Origin of the sequence: Lysinibacillus boronitolerans JCM 21713 = 10a = NBRC 103108 (genome assembly GCF_000772935.1) — a bacterium.
Classification (GTDB): Bacteria; Bacillota; Bacilli; order Bacillales_A; family Planococcaceae; genus Lysinibacillus; species Lysinibacillus boronitolerans.
The window spans coordinates 87,533-105,833 of record NZ_JPVR01000072.1 but is presented as its reverse complement, the minus strand read 5'-3'; the positions used below and the strand labels follow the sequence as shown (position 1 = coordinate 105,833).

The following is an 18,301-nucleotide window of genomic DNA, read 5'->3' as shown; positions in this document are numbered from 1 at the left end:
ATGTAGAAAAGGAGCGTGGTCATATGAATATGGCTGTTATGAAACGTTTAAATCGTCAAGGCTTTTTAATTGCGGGTTTGCATTTATTAGTGATGCTAAATCTTGCAGCTGATTTTTTATACGCATCGTAACCAATTAAATAGAAAGGTGAATGAAATGTTTATCCCATATTAAAACAACCGTGTAGTCTTATTGAATAACAGGCTCACGGTTGTTTTATTTTGCTCAAGTGATTAAAAAAGGAATTATTCTGTTAAATGTCAAATACATAGTACAGACAAGGGAGTGATTAAATGACGACAAGATTGGATCAAGCATTTTGTGATTTGGAAAGGCCATTTGCATGGTTGGACCTAGATGCACTAGATAAAAATATACAAATGGTTCAAGAGGCCTGTGGTGGAAAACAAATTCGTATTGCAACAAAATCGATTCGTTCTGTTGAAGTCCTTCGTTATATCCAGAAAAAGCTTGAGAATGTTGTTGGGTTTATGACATTCACTGCAGCAGAAACCCTTTTTTTATTAGAGCAGCAGTTTGATGATTTATTGCTTGGCTATCCAGTAATGGAGGAAGCACCAATTCGTCAATTGTTGCATTTTGTGAAAGAAGGAAAAATCGTCACCTTTATGGTAGATCGGCCAGAGCATATCGAACTATTGGCAAAATTAGGACAAGAGATTGGTGTACGTGTACAGGTTTGTATTGATATTAATGTTTCGAATGATTTTAAAGTATTGTATTTTGGAACAAAACGTTCTTCATTGTCTTCTCTTGAAACGTTGACACCTTTTTTAAAAACCATTCAAAACACTCCTTCGATTGAAGTGGTAGGAGCGATGGGCTATGAGGCTCAAATAGCAGGTGTTGGCAATCGTCCAGCGAATGCTTTAAAAGGTAGAGTCATAGAAGCCATGCAGGTACAAGCCAAAAAGCAAGTAACACAATTTCGTCGATTAGCAATCGCCCATATCAAGGCTTATTTTCCAAATCTGCGCTTTGTTAATGGCGGTGGGTCAGGAAGTATGACATACACCAATCAACAAAAGGAAGTAACGGAAATGACAGTTGGCTCGGCTTTTTATGCGCCAGCATTGTTCGATCAATTTACACATTTACAGCTAGAAAAGGCTGCTGGATTTGCCTTACGTGTAACAAGAATGCCTGAAAAAAATATCGTTGTTTGTCATGGGGGAGGCTATACGGCTTCTGGAGCCATTGGGATGGATCGTTTGCCTGTATTCTATGACCCTACCACTTTTGCATATCTTAGCCTAGAAGGCGCAGGAGAGGTGCAAACACCAATTAAGGTCAAAGGGAAAAGTATCCATATTGGCGATACCATTTATTTTCGACATGCAAAGGCTGGAGAGCTTTGTGAGCGTTTTCAGGTACTGCATGCTATTCGTGGGGACAAGTATGCTGGCCCTTACACAACATATAGGGGGGATGGACAATGTTTTCTATAGAAAATTGGCGGAATGGTGAAAAGTGGACAAATTGGGCTGGTAATGTCATTTCCTATCCGAGTGAAATGTATTTACCACACTCTATTGATGAAGTTTCAGCAATTGTGATGCATGCATGCCAATCAGGAAAGACAATCCGTGTCACAGGTGCTGCACATTCTTTTAGCGCTGTAGCTATGCCTGAGCATATAGCTATTTCCTTACATAATCTGCGTGGATTAATCGCTGTGAATGAGGAAAGACAGGAGGCAACATTATGGGCGGGGACCTACCTATATGAAATTGGACCAATGCTAGCGAAACACGGCTTTGCGTTAATCAATATGGGCGATATTCAGGAACAAACCATTGCAGGTGCAGTGTCAACTGGCACACATGGCACAGGGGTTACACTTGGTTCTCTTTCGTCAGCTGTCGAGGCATGGGGGTTTGTAGACGGCACTGGGACTTATCAGGAATATAGGAGAGGGATGGATGATTTATCTGAAGCGCTGCACGTATCTCTAGGAATGCTTGGTGTTCTTGTCAAAGTAACGATTAAGGTCATGCCACTATATGGTTTGCATTATATTGGGGCAAGAGAAACGTTGACAAATGGTCTCTCGCTATTTGCCGAGGATATTCGTCAGCATCGTCATGTGGAGTGGTTTTATTTCCCTGGTAGTGAAACAATTCAAGTAAAACGGATGAATGCAGTCGCGCCTGTCTTTCAAAGTGAATGGAATAAAAGAATAGAAACGTTAAAGCTACAAATAGTAGAAAATGGGGCCTTCTTTGCGATGTCAGAGCTTTGTAAATGGAAACCACGTTTAAGTGGTGCTATGAGCAAGATAGCGGCTGCCAATGTGGTAGAAAGTGAAAAAGTAGGGATAAGCTATGAAATTTATCCTTCACCTCGAAGCGTGAAGTTCCAAGAGAGTGAATATGCCATCCCTTTACCCCATTTTGAAGCTTGTTTAGAGGAAATCCATGCAACCTTTAAAAAAGGCACTTTTAATGTTCATTTTCCTTTAGAGTGTCGAACAACTGCAGGTGAAGCAGGTTTTTTAAGTCCAACACAAGGGCGTGAGTCGGCTTTTATCGCCTTTCATATGTATAAGGGAATGGCAGAAGAGCCTTATTTTAAATGGGTGCATACATTGATGCAAAAATATGAAGGTCGTCCTCACTGGGGAAAACAACATCATTTAACAGCGCAAATGGTTCATGCGTTGTATCCAGAGGTTGAGAAGTTTTTAAGCATTCGACACCAATATGATCCTGAACAAGTATTTTTTACAGGATACTTAAAAAAATTGTTTCTATTGTAAGCGTTATCTCTCTTATTCTGTGATTTAGCTTATTCAAATATATGGCAGATATTTATTCACTCATTTTTGTTTATTATTAAAAAATTAAAATTTGAACGAAATGTCAAAATTTTTATCAAAGCGAGATAAAACTGATGCTTAATCAGCATGTAAACGATTTCAATTTTGACAGATTTTTTGAATTGTTTAAACAATTCAAAAAATACTGTTGACGAGACCTTTTTTTCGTACTATGATAACAACAATTTAACACGTTCGTTACAGCAGTTATCATCTAAGAGACTGTTACTCTATAAACAAAAATTAAAAAGACAGAACATTTTGTCTATAGCGACGAACATAGTATGGATAGCAATGAGGGGCGTTTAAAATGAGAAGTGACATGATTAAAGTAGGCGTAGATCGAGCGCCACATCGAAGTCTTTTATATGCAACAGGCAAAGTAAAAGCAAAAGATCTAGGCAAACCATTTATTGGGGTTTGTAACTCTTATATCGACATAATACCAGGTCACGTTCATTTACGTACGTTCGCTGATGTAGTGAAAGAAGCTATTATTGAAGCGGGTGGTATTCCATTCGAATTTAATACAATTGGCGTCGATGATGGTATTGCAATGGGGCATATAGGTATGCGTTATTCCTTACCAAGTCGTGAAATTATAGCAGACTCAGCTGAGACAGTTATTAATGCACATTGGTTTGATGGCGTATTTTATATTCCAAACTGTGACAAAATTACACCCGGAATGCTTATGGCAGCAGTTCGTACGAATGTACCATCTATCTTTGTTTCAGGTGGTCCAATGGAGGCGGGAACTTCTGCAGCAGGGAAACAGCTTTCCTTAACATCTGTGTTTGAAGGTGTAGGAGCACACAAATCAGGAAAAATGTCTGCGGAAGAGCTGCTGGATATTGAGAATAATGCTTGTCCAACATGTGGCTCATGTTCAGGGATGTTTACAGCAAACTCAATGAACTGCTTAATGGAAATGCTCGGTGTTGCTTTACCAGGAAATGGTACAATCGTTGCCACTTCTGAAGAGCGTCACAAGCTGATTAAAGAAGCAGCTAAACAATTAATCCGCATGGTCAAGGAAGATATTAAACCTCGCGATATTATTACAAAAGAGGCAATTGATGATGCTTTTGCTCTTGATATGGCAATGGGGGGCTCCACAAATACAGTTCTCCATACATTAGCAATTGCCAATGAAGCCGAGATAGATTACAACATTGAAGATATTAATAAAGTAGCAGAAAGAGTGCCTTATTTAGCCAAAATCATGCCTGCTTCAGATATTTCAATGGATGATATTAATAAAGCGGGTGGAGTTAGTGCCATTATCAATGAATTAACATCTATTCCAGGTGCTATTCATCCAGACCGTCCAACCGTAGCAGGCGTTACAATGGGTGAGCTTGTCAAAGATTATCACATCACGAATGATCAAGTCATTCGAACAAAAGACAATCCATATAGTGCTGTAGGTGGATTATCGGTTTTATTCGGTAACATCGCACCTGATGGCTCTGTTATTAAAGTAGGGGCAGTTGATCCTTCTATTAAAGTATTCAAGGGCGAGGCAATCGTCTTTGATTCACAAGAAGCAGCGCAGGAAAACATTGATAATGGAACGGTGAAAGAGGGCCATGTAGTCGTCATTCGCTATGAAGGACCTAAGGGTGGCCCAGGGATGCCAGAAATGCTTGCACCAACATCTGCCATTCAAGGTCGAGGCCTTGGTACAAAGGTTGCATTAATTACAGATGGTCGTTTCTCAGGGGCATCTCGTGGTATTTCAATTGGCCATATTTCACCAGAAGCTGCTGAAGGCGGTCCAATCGCTTTAGTAGAAAACGGAGATATTATCGAAATTGATCTACCAAATCGTACGATTAATTTACAAGTTTCAGATGAAGTTTTAGCTGAACGTCGTGCAAAATTACCAGTCTTTGAGCCAAAAATCAAACGTGGTTGGTTAGCAAGATATTCAAAATTAGTGACGAGCGCTTCCACTGGCGGCGTAATGAAAATTTAACAACTAGATAAATAAAAACGTTGATGAGGTTAAAGGTTCTAGAGCCTTGTATCTACCAGAGAGCCGGTCGTGCTGGAAGCCGGCGATACAACTAGATCCGACATCCCCTCGGAGTGGGCTATTAAACGTGTTTACACCATTAGATAGCTCCGGGCATAATCGAAAGTGCTCGTTATTAATGAATAAATGTTTTATGACACTATATTGGATGCGATGTCTTTCGCATTGGTGCATAAATGCAGTCATTTATTCGCGAGGTAGCAATTATTTGCTATAAAAAAGGGTGGTACCATGGAAAGTCTTTTTCATCCCTACGTAAGGTAGTTCTTTGCGTGTGGAGAAAAAGGCTTTTTATTATTTTCACAATGCAATTGAACAGCCTCTCAACGAAAAGGATGAGAGGAATAGTCAATCCAGCTATTGACACTTCACTAATCTACAACACTGATGTGTGAGTTTGAAAGAAATGAAGGAGGCAAAATTTGATGAGTGCGAAAGTTTCAATCAATGAACAAGAACAATTAGCTCCAACAGCAACAGCTGACCAAACCTATCAAGCGAAGGACGGTGCAGATGTATTAGTGCAGGCATTGCACGATCAAGGTGTTGAAATCGTCTTTGGCTATCCAGGAGGAGCGGTATTACAAATTTACGATGCGATGTATAAAAACCCAATTCGTCATATTTTAACAAGACATGAACAGGGTGCGATTCATGCGGCGGAAGGCTATGCTCGTGTTTCAGGTAAAACAGGCGTTGTTATTGCCACAAGTGGACCTGGTGCAACAAACCTTGTAACAGGTATTGCGGATGCCATGATCGACTCTATTCCATTGGTTGTTTTTACAGGACAGGTTGCGACATCTGTGATCGGAACAGATGCTTTCCAAGAAGCCGATATTATGGGGATTACAACACCAATTACAAAGCACAACTATCAGGTGCAGGATGTCAATGATATTCCTCGTATTGTGAAGGAAGCTTTCCATATCGCTAGCACAGGTCGTAAGGGACCAGTTGTCGTGGATTTCCCAAAAAACGTTTCTCAAATGTTGTTTGATGTAGAGAATCCACCGCAAGCACCTGATGAAATTTATTTACCAGGCTATCAGCCAACATATAAACCAAATTATCTACAAGTCCAAAAGGCGATTCAAGCCATTTCATTGGCAAAAAACCCAATCATCTTAGCAGGTGCAGGTGTTCTTTTTGCGGATGCACGTGAGGAATTAACGACTTTCGCAGAGAAATATCGTATTCCAGTAACGAACACATTGCTAGGATTGGGCTCCATCCATGGTGAACATGACTTATTCCTTGGAATGGCTGGGATGCATGGTACAGCTACAGCAAATACAGCGATCACAAAATCGGATTTATTACTCAATATTGGAGCACGATTTGATGATCGTCTAACAGGTAATTTAGCTACATTTGCACCAAATGCAACGATTATCCATATCGATATTGATCCTGCTGAAATTGGCAAAAATGTACCGACAGATATTCCAATTGTTGCTGATGCCAAGGAGGCTTTAAAAGCACTGTTGAAAAAGGATTTCCAAGGTCCTGATACAGCTGATTGGTTAGCTTATTTAAGGAATCATGCGATGGAATATCCATTATGGTATTGCAAGGATACAAATACGCAAGAAATCCTACCACAAGAGGCATTGCAATTAGTGCACAAGATTACTGAAGGGAATGCCATTGTGACGACAGATGTTGGGCAGCATCAAATGTGGGCAGCGCAATATTATCATTTAAATAATGATCATGCATGGGTAACGTCTGGTGGACTTGGTACGATGGGCTTCGGCTTCCCGGCCGCAATTGGCGCCCAATTTGCGAAGCCAGACAAAAAAGTTATTTCGATTGTAGGAGATGCAGGATTCCAAATGACGGCACAGGAGCTATCCATCCTACAGGAATTTAACTTACCAGTAAAAATAGTGATTTTGAATAATAGCTGTCTAGGTATGGTGCGTCAATGGCAACAAACATTCTATGAAGAGCGCTATTCATCATCACTTATGCCGATCCAACCAGATTTTGTTAAGTTAGCGGATGCTTATAACATTAAAGGCTATCGTATTAACACAATCGATGAAGCAGAGGCTATTTTCCGTGAGGCACTGCTGTCTGATGAGCCAGTATTAATTGACTGTCGAGTGAAACAGCTTGAATGTGTTTACCCAATGGTAGCACCTGGCACAGGCTTACATGAAATGATTGGGGTGAAAAAGAATTGAAGCGAGTAATTACCGTAACCGTGATTAACCAAAGTGGTGTATTAAACCGTTTGACAGGTTTATTGATGAAGCGTCAGTTCAATATTGAATCGATTACAGTAGGTCATACGGAGCAACCGAATTTTTCAAAGATGACCTTCGTTGTCAACATAGAGGACGAACGCAAAATTGAGCAGCTAGTGAAACAGTTATCCAAGCAAATTGATGTGTTAAAGGTCAATGACATTACCGATAAATCGATTGTTCTGCGAGAGCTAGCACTAGTAAAGGTGATTTCCCCACCAAATTTACGCTTGGAAATGAATTCAATTGTTGAACCGTTCCGCGCCCAAATTATTGATACAGCCAAAAATGTTGTGACGTATCAAGTAGTAGGACATCCAGAGAAGATTGATGCCTTTATCGAACTCATTCGACCATATGGCATTAAAGAACTTACACGTACAGGGGCAACTGCCTCCGTTCGTGAAACACAAAAAGTCTCAAACCCGCAGCTCTCTATTTTAAAATAGTTTGCATATAAAAATGAATAGCTTTATAGACAGAGCAAGTATCTAAAGCTATAAAAACAAAACATATTCTAGGAGGAAATTAACTATGGCTACAATGTACTATGAGCAAAATATCAACGAGGACGTATTAAAAGGAAAGAAAATCGCAATTATCGGTTACGGTTCACAAGGTCATGCACATGCTTTAAACCTTAAAGAATCAGGTTTTGACGTAGTAGTAGGGGTTCGTCCAGGTGGATCCTTCGATGCGGCAAAAGCAGATGGTATTGACGTGAAAACAGTGGCTGAAGCAGCACAAGAAGCAGATGTTATCCAAATTCTACTACCAGATGAGCGCCAAAAAGCAGTTTATGAAGCGGAAATTGCGCCACATTTACAAGCTGGTAAAGCATTGATGTTTGCGCACGGCTTCAATATTCATTTCGGTCAAATTACACCACCAGCAGACGTTGACGTATTTTTAGTAGCACCAAAAGGACCAGGACATCTAGTTCGTCGTCAATTCCAGGAAGGTGCTGGGGTACCAGGACTATTCGCTATTCACCAAGATGCTACAGGCCAAGCAAAAGATTTAGCGCTTGCGTATGGTAAAGGAATCGGTGCTGCACGTGGTGGGCTTCTTGAAACAACATTCAAAGAAGAAACAGAGACAGATTTATTCGGTGAACAAGCGGTACTTTGTGGTGGCGCAACACAGCTAGTAAGAGCAGGATTCGAAACATTAGTAGAAGCTGGTTATCAACCAGAATTAGCCTACTTTGAAACACTACATGAGCTTAAATTAATTGTTGACCTAATGTTTGAGGGCGGTATGGCAACAATGCGCTACTCAGTTTCAGATACAGCAGAGTGGGGAGATTATGTTGCAGGACCACGCATCATCGATGAGTCTGTAAAAGCTCGTATGAAAGACGTATTAACAGATATCCAAGATGGTACATTTGCTCGTCGTTGGATTCAAGAAAATGAAAATGGTCGTCCAGAATATACAAAATTCAAAGAAGCTGGTGCGAACCATCAAATCGAAGAAGTAGGCGCAAAACTACGTGCTATGATGCCATTCATCAACGAAGGTAAAGAAAAAGTTGTGAGAGAAGTGGCGACAAGTGCGAAAAATTGATATTTTCGATACTACGCTTCGCGATGGTGAACAATCTGCTGGGATCAACTTAAACACAGCCGAGAAGATTGAAATTGCCAAACAGTTAGAGCGCCTTGGTGTGACAATTATAGAAGCAGGATTTCCTGCTTCGTCACCCGGTGACTTTGATGCGGTCCATCGCATTGCAGGTACAGTAAAAAATTCCATTGTGACGGGGCTAGCTCGCTGTATCCAAAAGGATATTGATGCTACATGGGAAGCGATTAAAGTAGCACAACAGCCGCATATTCATATTTTTCTAGCCACATCACCTATTCACATGGAATACAAGTTAAAAAAATCCCCTGAGCAAGTGGTGGAGCAAGCGGTAGAGGCTGTTAAATACGCTAAAAAGTTCTTCCCACTTGTACAATGGTCTGCTGAGGATGCATTCCGCTCTGATCGTGAATTTTTAGTGCGAATTATGAACGAAGTGGTTGCTGCTGGTGCAACAACGATTAATGTTCCAGACACTGTAGGGTATGCATCCCCGCAAGAATATGGTGCATTATTTAAGTTCCTACTGGAAAATGTCAAAGGTGCTGACAACGTAAAATTCTCTGCCCATTGTCATGATGATTTAGGGATGGCAACAGCTAACACGATTGCCGCAATTGAAAATGGTGCTGCACAAGTCGAAGGAACAATCAATGGTATCGGCGAACGCGCAGGTAATGTGGCACTCGAGGAAATTGCTGTAGCACTTCATATTCGCAAGGACATTTATCAGGTGCAAACGGGCATTCAGTTGCAAGAAATTAAACGTACGTCTCAATTAGTCAGTAAATTGACAAATGTTGTGATTCAGCCAAATAAAGCGATTGTAGGAAGAAATGCATTTGCACACGAATCGGGCATCCATCAAGACGGTGTCTTAAAAAATCCAGAAACCTATGAAATTATTTCACCTGCTCTAATCGGCGAAGGTGAAATACCATTAGTTCTCGGGAAACATTCTGGTCGTGCAGCCTTCCGTGATCGTGCGGAAACAATGGGCTTCCATCTTTCTGATGAAAAGCTAAACAAAGCATTTGTGGAATTTAAAAAATTGGCTGATCGTAAAAAGGAGATTACAGAGGAAGATTTACTCACTCTTCTTACTGAGCAACAAATTCAAGTAGAAGATGTACCACTCTTTGATTTGAAAATGGTGCAGGTGCAATATGGGACTGAAAATATTCCTACAGCGACAGCCATTGTGCTTACACCTGAGGGACTAGAGAAAACCGTTGTGGCTACTGGCTCTGGTTCAGTAGAAGCAATTTTTAATACACTGGAGCAACTTGTACCTGGAGCTGTACATGTCATTGATTACCGTGTGACATCGGTTGGCAAAGGACGAGATGCACTAGGTGAAGCAGTGATTAATATTCGCTATGATGAGGTTTCGACTACAGGCCGTAATTCCTCTCAAGATGTTTTAGAAGCATCGGCAAAAGCTTATTTAAATGCTATTAATCGTCATTTAATACAAGCAAGCCTTCGCGCACATCCTGTATAGGTTGCTGAGGTAGTGAATTGTATGAAGTACCATTCACAAGTCGGATGCAATGATGTCATGGCGTATTGTATCAATTAACCCAAAATTACGCTTAGACGTAATGACTACGCTCATCTCGATAAAAGGTAGGTGAGCGTCTTTACTAAATTAGCGAATACGCTATACAAAGAAAGGTGTTTTGACGATGGAGAGAAAAATTACAGTACTTCCCGGTGATGGAATTGGGCCAGAGGTTGTTGCTTCTGCTGTACGTGTATTACAGGTGATTGGTAAACGATTTAATCATACATTTCATTTAGGATATGCAACAATTGGGGGTGCTGCAATCGACCAGCACAACAATCCTTTACCGGATGAAACAATCGAGATGTGTGAAAATAGTGATGCGATTTTATTAGGAGCTGTAGGTGGTCCAAAGTGGGATCAAAACCCTCCTGAATTACGCCCAGAAAAAGGGTTACTGCGAATTCGGAAACACTTCGATTTATTTGCTAATCTACGTCCAGTAAAGGCGTTCCCGAGTTTACTAGATGCTTCACCATTAAAGCGTGAAGTGGCTGAGAACGTTGATTTAATGATTGTACGTGAACTAACAGGTGGCGTATACTTCGGGGAACCACGTATGCGTACTGAAAATGGCGCAATTGATACAACCGTTTACTCTAAAGCTGAGGTGGAGCGTATCGTTGAAAATGCCTTTGAGCTAGCACGTTTACGTGGGGGCAAGTTATGCTCTGTTGACAAGGCGAATGTGCTTGAAACAAGTCGCTTATGGCGTGAAGTTGTAGAAGCAAAGAAAAAAGAGTATCCAGATGTAATTGTAGAACATAACCTAGTAGACTCTGTCGCAATGAAACTTATTACAAATCCCGGACACTATGATGTAGTCGTTACTGAAAATATGTTTGGTGATATTTTAAGTGATGAAGCATCTGTTATTACTGGTTCTCTTGGTGTTTTACCATCCGCATCTATTCGTGGTGATAATTTTGGCTTATATGAACCAGTACATGGCTCAGCACCAGAAATTGCAGGGCAAGGTGTAGCAAATCCTGCTGCAACCATTTTATCCGTAGCGATGATGCTGCAATATTCATTCGGCTTAAAAGAAGAAGCGGCAGAAATAGAACGCGCTGTAAGTGCAGTATTTGATGATGGCTACTTTACAGCCGATCTTGCTCGTGACGGCAGTCGCATTTTATCGACGAATGAATGGACAGATAAGGTAATTAACGAAATTGATACTAGCTTTGTATCACAAAGTATTATGACAACATATATTTAAAGAAACAGGTGAAGACAATGGGTAAAAATATAATTGAAAAGATTTGGGATAAACATGTTGTTTATCAGGAAGAGGGCAAACCGGACCTGTTATATATTGATCTTCATTTAATTCATGAAGTAACATCTCCGCAAGCTTTTGAAGGGTTACGCATGAACGGACGTAAAGTGCGTCGTCCTGATTTAAGCTTTGCGACAATGGATCATAACGTACCGACAAAAAATTTACCAACTATCCATGATCCCATTGCACGCAATCAAATCGAAACATTAGCTAAAAATGCTGAGGAATTTGGCGTTGAGTTAGCAGGCATGGGTCACCCTGACCAAGGGATTGTCCATGTTATTGGACCAGAGCTTGGATTAACACAGCCTGGTAAAACCATTGTTTGTGGTGATTCTCATACATCGACTCACGGTGCCTTTGGTGCCATTGCATTTGGTATTGGTACATCAGAGGTGGAGCATGTATTATCAACGCAAACGTTATGGCAAAATAAGCCAAAAACAATGGAGATTCGTGTTGAAGGGGAGCTACCAGTTGGGGTAGCAGCAAAGGATATTATTTTAGCCATCATTGCCAAGTTCGGTATTGGTGTTGGTACAGGACATATTGTGGAATTTACTGGAGAGGCTATCCACAAACTATCTATGGAAGAACGGATGACGATTTGTAATATGTCAATTGAGGCAGGCGCAAAAGCAGGGCTTATCTCACCTGACCAAACAACAGTCGATTATATTCGTGGGCGCAAATATGCACCGCAGGGAGAAAAATTTGAAGAAGCAGCCGCTTACTGGTTAAGTCTTGCTTCAGACGAGGATGCAACGTACGATACGGTTCGTATTATAAAAGCTGAAGAAATTGAACCAATCATTACGTGGGGAACAAACCCATCGATGGGTACAGGTGTTTCTGGGCATGTTCCAACACAAGCAGATTATGAGGATGAATCTGACAAGGCGGCACTTCAAAAAGCACTTGCCTATATGGGCCTAGAGGAAGGACAGCCATTAACATCCATTGACATCCAGCATGTCTTCATTGGCTCCTGCACAAACTCACGCATTAGTGATTTGCGTGCAGCTGCTGATGTCATCAAAGGGCGTAAGGTGCATGACAAGGTCACAGCCATCGTTGTCCCAGGCTCACATACTACGAAAAAACAAGCAGAGGCAGAAGGTTTAGATAAAATATTTATGGATGCAGGCTTTGAATGGCGAGAGTCTGGTTGCTCGATGTGTCTTGCGATGAATGATGACGTCGTACCAGCTGGAGAACGCTGTGCCTCTACCTCAAACCGCAACTTTGAAGGACGTCAGGGCGCTGGAGCTCGTACTCATTTAGTGTCACCACCAATGGCAGCAGCCGCTGCGATTGCAGGTCACTTCGTCGATGTACGTGAATTTGTGAAGGAAACAGTGTAAGTCTTGCTTTACTGGGAAGGGATGATTGAAAAATGGAACCAATTAATATCGTAAAGAGTGTCATCACACCACTTGATCGAAAAAATGTTGATACCGATCAAATTATTTCAAAAGAATTTCTAAAACGTATTGAGCGTACAGGTTTTGGACAGTTTCTATTTTACCATTGGCGTTTCGATGCACAAGGTAACGAAATAGCTGACTTTGTATTAAATAAACCTGAATTTAAAGAATCTAAAATTCTCGTGGCACAAGATAATTTCGGCTGTGGCTCTTCACGCGAACATGCACCATGGGCTATTTTAGATTACGGCTTTAACGTTGTGATTGCACCTTCTTTTGCAGATATTTTCCATAATAACTGCTATAAAAACGGTATCTTACCGATTAAGCTAACAGAATCGGAATGTGATGAAATTTTAGCAAAAGGCTTAGCACAGCCCTATAAGATGGAAGTAAATCTTGCAGAGCAAACCGTAACAGGGGAAGATGGTACAATCTATCATTTTACAATTGATCCATACTATAAAGAAACGTTACTGAATGGTTGGGATGAAATCGCCTTAACCTTTAAATATGAGGACCATATCGCCGCATATGAGGCGAAGCGAGTAGCCTATTAATTGAAATGACTGAAGACAAACTTGATGTTGTCTTCAGTTTTTTTGTGTTTGTAGTGCATTTCCCATATAAAATTCTTTATAATAAAAGGAAACATCAAATGCAAAGGTGGCACTATGGGACCATCGTAAAAATTTTTGTATAGTACAGGAGCAAGCCCAGCCAGCTTTTGGTAGCGTCATCTCAAGCATTGCTTCGCATGAAGTACAGGAGGATAACCTGAGTGGCTAGATCGTTTTCATTTAACGACTAAAAGAAGCAGTAAGTGAAAGAATTTAGGCATTTAGGAATTTTTAAGTTTATACGAATTTTTAAATTGTTAAGCTACTGAAATGATGCTGCTCATTTCAGTTGTTTTTTGTTTGATCAAAAGCTGAAAGGTAGGAATTCAATGATTACAGTTATAGGAAGTTTAAATATGGATTTAGTTGTACAAATGAATGCTTTTCCAAAGCAGGGGGAAACCATTCTAGGTAACTCGTTTCAAACAGTTCCAGGAGGAAAAGGGGCTAATCAAGCCGTTGCCGCAGCTCGTCTTGGCAGTGAGGTGGCGATGGTTGGCTGTTTAGGGAATGATCATTTTGGTGAGACATTACATGCTGCTTTACAGCAAGAGCAGATTCAGACAGATGCCCTTGTAAAAAGCACTACTGCTCCTACAGGCATTGCTAATATACTTATTTACAATAACGATAATCGAATTGTTGTCGTACCGGGAGCTAATTATGACTTAAGCATCTCACATCTTGAAGCTTCAAAAGACTTGATACAAAAAAGCCATTTGGTAATGATACAGCTTGAAATCCCTAAAGAGACGACTGCCCATGCCATTCAATTATGTAAAGAAGCAGGTGTCCCTGTACTATTAAATCCTGCTCCAGCAGCCAATTTTGATGTGCAGTGGATGGAGGATATTACCTATTTAACACCGAACGAGACAGAATGTGCTGAAATTTTTAACGAGCCAGTGGAACAAGTTTTAGAAAAATATCCTAATAAATTAATCGTGACGCTAGGAAGTGACGGTTCACGTTATTTCGATGGCTCCTACCCAATTCATGTGCCTGGTTATATGACAACAGCCGTGGATACAACGGGGGCGGGTGATACCTTTAATGGGGCTTTAGCCTATGCTTTAGTAGAAGGGCAATCGTTGGATGAGGCTGTATATTTTGCAAATATCGCTGCCTCCTTATCTGTAGAGAAATTAGGTGCTCAAGGTGGAATGCCATTACTTGGAGCTGTTTATGCTCGTATGGCTGGTTTGGAGGAATAGGACAAAGGTCGGCTACTAGACAACCTTGAATAGAAATAACCAAACCTAATACTTCTAAATTCATAGCTTGGACCATTCCCTTTAGTCTGTGTAACAATCCCATATCTGGCAGTTAGGAAAAAGGAGTAAGGATGAATTCCTATTTAGTGTATAAACGAATAAGTATATTGTCCTTTTTTCATCAATCCATGTATTAGAAAAGCCATAGTTTCATTTATAATGGTCTTATAGATACATACGAAAAGAGGTTTTGAGGATGACGAACATTGACAATACGCCAATCGAAAATACAACCTCAGCGAATAATATTTTGCCACAATTTGTTGACCAATTACGACACTTGCATGGCATCATTGTCCAAAATACATATGTGAAAGATACAGCAAAACATTTAAATCGAATCATTCAAGATGCCAATAACCAGACGATGATTTTAATCGTTGGAAAAGAGCGGGTGGGCAAAACAACACTTGTGAATGGACTTCTAGGACGCGAAATATTATCGGTAGATGATCAGCATCCAACAAGTGTCAATACGTTTATACGATACGGCGTGCAAGAAGAGATTAAAGCTTATTTTTTAGATGGTGTTGTCGCTGTATTTGATCTCAGTAAATTAGAGCTACTAACAACTGGCGATACGTTTGCTTCCCAGATTTTACGTGAACATTTAGATTATCTAGAAGTCTATTTGAAAAATGATTTATTAAAATCAGTGACTATTATTGATTCTGTGTCATTAGAGGCAGGCGGCGGAGAAATGGCTTATTTTTCAGAGGCACTTATGAATCGTGTTGATGAAATTTTCTGGGTGTTACGCGCTGGTTCGATGGCAATGGATGCTGAACTTCTATTGATCGAGACATTAAAAAATAAAGGGGTAGAACCTTTATGTGTCATCAATGGCATCGATGATGAGGAGCATGCCGCAGTATTTATGGACTCTGAACAACAACGTATTGGTCATTTGATGAGTGATTTTATAGGAATTTCAGCAAGGAGTGCACTAGCAGCCAAACAAACAGACAATCATGAGCTTTGGGAAAAAAGCCAGTATGATCAATTAATTGCTCACATTCATCGTGTAGCTGAAAATAGTGATAAAAAAACATATGCCATCCTAATCCGCTTCTTACAATGGCTTGAACGATTCCGCTTCGAATTAACTGTAATTCCACAACGAGATCCTTTTCAATCTGCTGTCGAGAATATTGAAAAATACGCAGGCGATACCCAATATGAATATTCTCGCTATCAACGTGACTTAGCGATTGTCCAAGAATATGAGCAAGAATATGAACAGGTTGCGAATACGTTTAAACAGGTTCAAACACTCTATCAGTTATTACAAACGATCGCGCAACATGATTATTTACACGATACCAAAGTGGAAAAATTTACTGAAATTGCTGTGCACTATCAACAAATGTTGCGTGAATACCGCAATATGCATAGTGAGTATTTACGCGAATATGAGCGTTTAGATGCACAGCATAAAAAAATTCATGGGAAAGGTCTTATGAAAGCTATTTTTGGCCAACATACGCAAAATGAATTTTTCAAAGAGCGTGTTCAAAAATTAAATGAGCAGCAAGAGGTTTGTATCGCACAATTTGCCAAGGTACAACATGCAGAGGCTTCGATGCTACAAGCGATTCAAGACACACAGCCTTATTTAATTGATTTAGTGAGGGAACGCATGAGCCGTATTGAACAAAAAGTACAGAAATTAAATCAACAACGTGCAAAAGATAAGCGTCAATTAAAGCGCTATGCTGAAAAACTAAATGAATTTTCTTGCTTAATCGAAGCACAGGGCTATATAAAAGAGCATCTTCAACCATTTTTGATGAATGAGCAAATACCGTTGAAACCGAAGGATATTGCCATGCTTGAGGAAACTGTGCAGGCTATTTTAGCCATTGATTTATCGAATAATGGCTTACTCGCACGGAGTCAAATGAATAATAAAATGGAAAGTATTGCAATACCTTTTGATGTACAAGAAAAATATCCACTGGAAATGCTTGACTTAAGAGAAGAAGATGTAAAATCAAATGATATACCCGAAATACCAAAAAAATTAGTTGTACAATATGAAGAGTAGGTTTTCACCAAACGTTCTAAAAGTAGCACTACTTTTAGAACGTTTTCTTTATGGTATGAAACAAATCATTCCAGTTTTACGTATTACTAGTAGGGAGGGATACACTTGATTGAAATAAATGGACGCTTCACGAATGCTAGAATCTTTGCACAAACAGCATTACAAACAGCTATTGATCAGATTCAAGAATTAACAGACCAGGCTTTCATGGCAGGCACTAAAGTACGTATTATGCCAGATTATCATGCGGGTAAAGGATGTGTCATTGGCACGACCATCCAATTGCAAGACCGTGTTGTACCAAATCTTGTCGGCATTGATGTGGGGTGTGGTGTATTTGTAGCACAACTAGACGTAACGACAGTTGATTTTGCTCAACTTGATGCCATCATTCGCACATATGTACCAAGTGGGCAGGATATTCATAAAGAAGTATCGCCAAGCCGACATTTCGTAGAGTTTGAAGGGAAACAATTTCGAGCAAGCGGCTTGAAGGACGACTATACGAACTTGTCATTAGGTACACTTGGGGGAGGCAATCATTTTATTGAACTTGCCAAAGATGAAGAAAATCAGCACTATTTGCTCATCCATACGGGGTCACGCTATGTAGGGGCAAAGGTGGCTAATTGGCATCAAAAAAGAGCTTATGAAAATTTACGTCGAGAAGATTTGACGGAAAAAATAGAAGCATTGAAACAGCAAGGACGACAACAAGAGATTCAATCCATGATACAAGCCTATAAAGAACAAACACCGTTCGTTCCGAAAGACTTGTCATATTTAGAGGGGGAAGCATTCCATGATTATATCCATGATATGAAGATTGCACAGCAATTTGCACGGATGAATCGTTGGACCATTGCAGAAACCATTGCTAAACAGATGGATTGGCATTTTACAGATACGTTTGATACGATTCATAACTATATCGATACAGAAACGATGACGCTTCGCAAAGGGGCTGTTCGTGCAAATAAAGATGAAAAGCTAGTTATTCCAATGAATATGCGGGATGGATCTCTGATTTGTATAGGAAAAGGCAATGCGGAATGGAATTATTCAGCACCTCATGGAGCGGGACGCATGTTTTCACGACGCGCAGCGAAAAAAGCTTTGAATATGGCTGATTTTAAAGAGACGATGCAGGGAATTTGGACAACATCCGTCAATGAAGAAACCTTGGATGAGGCGCCAATGGCCTATAAGCCGATGACAGAAATAACTTCTGCGATTGGGGAAACTGTAGATATTGTCAAAGTGATTAAACCCGTCTATAACTTTAAAGCGAGTGAAGCTGTAAAGCCATATGAGCGGAAGGGTTAAGCTAATTTAGAGTGCTAAATTTTTCCGTTTGCA

Annotated in this window: 13 protein-coding genes; all 13 read left to right on the top strand. The window is 40.3% G+C overall.

Annotated features, from left to right (window positions below; translation table 11 throughout):
- The first annotated feature begins 293 nt into the window (after nucleotides 1-293).
- The 13 genes from CD31_RS10205 to CD31_RS10145 all read left to right on the top strand — a co-directional run bounded on the left by CD31_RS10205 (nucleotide 294) and on the right by CD31_RS10145 (nucleotide 18,268).
- Complete coding sequence (locus CD31_RS10205) at nucleotides 294-1,469, top strand: amino acid deaminase/aldolase (protein ID WP_036077362.1); 1,176 nt, start codon at nucleotides 294-296, stop codon at nucleotides 1,467-1,469.
- Nucleotides 1,457-2,779 carry a D-arabinono-1,4-lactone oxidase gene (locus tag CD31_RS10200; RefSeq protein ID WP_036077360.1) on the top strand — a complete coding sequence of 441 codons (1,323 nt, stop codon included), beginning with the start codon at nucleotides 1,457-1,459 and terminating at the stop codon, nucleotides 2,777-2,779. Before CD31_RS10205 ends, CD31_RS10200 begins: the two co-directional genes overlap by 13 nt.
- 370 nt (nucleotides 2,780-3,149) lie before the next feature.
- The gene (gene ilvD, locus CD31_RS10195) at nucleotides 3,150-4,820 is read left to right on the top strand and encodes a dihydroxy-acid dehydratase (protein WP_036077358.1); all 1,671 of its coding nucleotides are present in this window, start codon (nucleotides 3,150-3,152) and stop codon (nucleotides 4,818-4,820) included.
- A gap of 485 nt (nucleotides 4,821-5,305) precedes the next feature.
- Entirely contained in the window at nucleotides 5,306-7,072 is a 1,767-nt protein-coding gene (gene ilvB / locus CD31_RS10190) for a biosynthetic-type acetolactate synthase large subunit (protein ID WP_036077356.1), read from the top strand.
- The gene (ilvN, locus tag CD31_RS10185; RefSeq protein ID WP_016991907.1) at nucleotides 7,069-7,584 is read left to right on the top strand and encodes an acetolactate synthase small subunit; all 516 of its coding nucleotides are present in this window, start codon (nucleotides 7,069-7,071) and stop codon (nucleotides 7,582-7,584) included. The genes ilvB and ilvN overlap by 4 nt, the downstream gene beginning before the upstream one ends.
- 85 nt (nucleotides 7,585-7,669) lie before the next feature.
- The gene (gene ilvC / locus CD31_RS10180) at nucleotides 7,670-8,704 is read left to right on the top strand and encodes a ketol-acid reductoisomerase (RefSeq protein ID WP_016991908.1); all 1,035 of its coding nucleotides are present in this window, start codon (nucleotides 7,670-7,672) and stop codon (nucleotides 8,702-8,704) included.
- Nucleotides 8,691-10,226 (top strand): 2-isopropylmalate synthase, encoded by a 1,536-nt coding sequence (locus CD31_RS10175; protein WP_036077354.1) that lies wholly within the window; start codon nucleotides 8,691-8,693, stop codon nucleotides 10,224-10,226. Before ilvC ends, CD31_RS10175 begins: the two co-directional genes overlap by 14 nt.
- Before the next feature lie 184 nt (nucleotides 10,227-10,410).
- Nucleotides 10,411-11,511: a 3-isopropylmalate dehydrogenase gene (gene leuB / locus CD31_RS10170; RefSeq protein WP_004231422.1), complete on the top strand. Its 1,101-nt coding sequence runs from the start codon at nucleotides 10,411-10,413 to the stop codon at nucleotides 11,509-11,511.
- 17 nt (nucleotides 11,512-11,528) lie between these two features.
- The gene (leuC, locus tag CD31_RS10165) at nucleotides 11,529-12,938 is read left to right on the top strand and encodes a 3-isopropylmalate dehydratase large subunit (protein ID WP_036077352.1); all 1,410 of its coding nucleotides are present in this window, start codon (nucleotides 11,529-11,531) and stop codon (nucleotides 12,936-12,938) included.
- A 32-nt stretch (nucleotides 12,939-12,970) separates the two neighbouring features.
- Entirely contained in the window at nucleotides 12,971-13,561 is a 591-nt protein-coding gene (leuD, locus tag CD31_RS10160) for a 3-isopropylmalate dehydratase small subunit (protein WP_016994681.1), read from the top strand.
- 389 nt (nucleotides 13,562-13,950) lie between these two features.
- Nucleotides 13,951-14,835: a ribokinase gene (gene rbsK / locus CD31_RS10155; protein WP_036077350.1), complete on the top strand. Its 885-nt coding sequence runs from the start codon at nucleotides 13,951-13,953 to the stop codon at nucleotides 14,833-14,835.
- A 256-nt stretch (nucleotides 14,836-15,091) separates the two neighbouring features.
- On the top strand, nucleotides 15,092-16,942 hold the full coding sequence (locus CD31_RS10150) for a dynamin family protein (RefSeq protein WP_036077348.1): 1,851 nt from the start codon (nucleotides 15,092-15,094) through the stop codon (nucleotides 16,940-16,942).
- A 105-nt stretch (nucleotides 16,943-17,047) separates the two neighbouring features.
- The gene (locus CD31_RS10145) at nucleotides 17,048-18,268 is read left to right on the top strand and encodes an RtcB family protein (RefSeq protein ID WP_036077345.1); all 1,221 of its coding nucleotides are present in this window, start codon (nucleotides 17,048-17,050) and stop codon (nucleotides 18,266-18,268) included.
- Nucleotides 18,269-18,301: the final 33 nt, after the last annotated feature.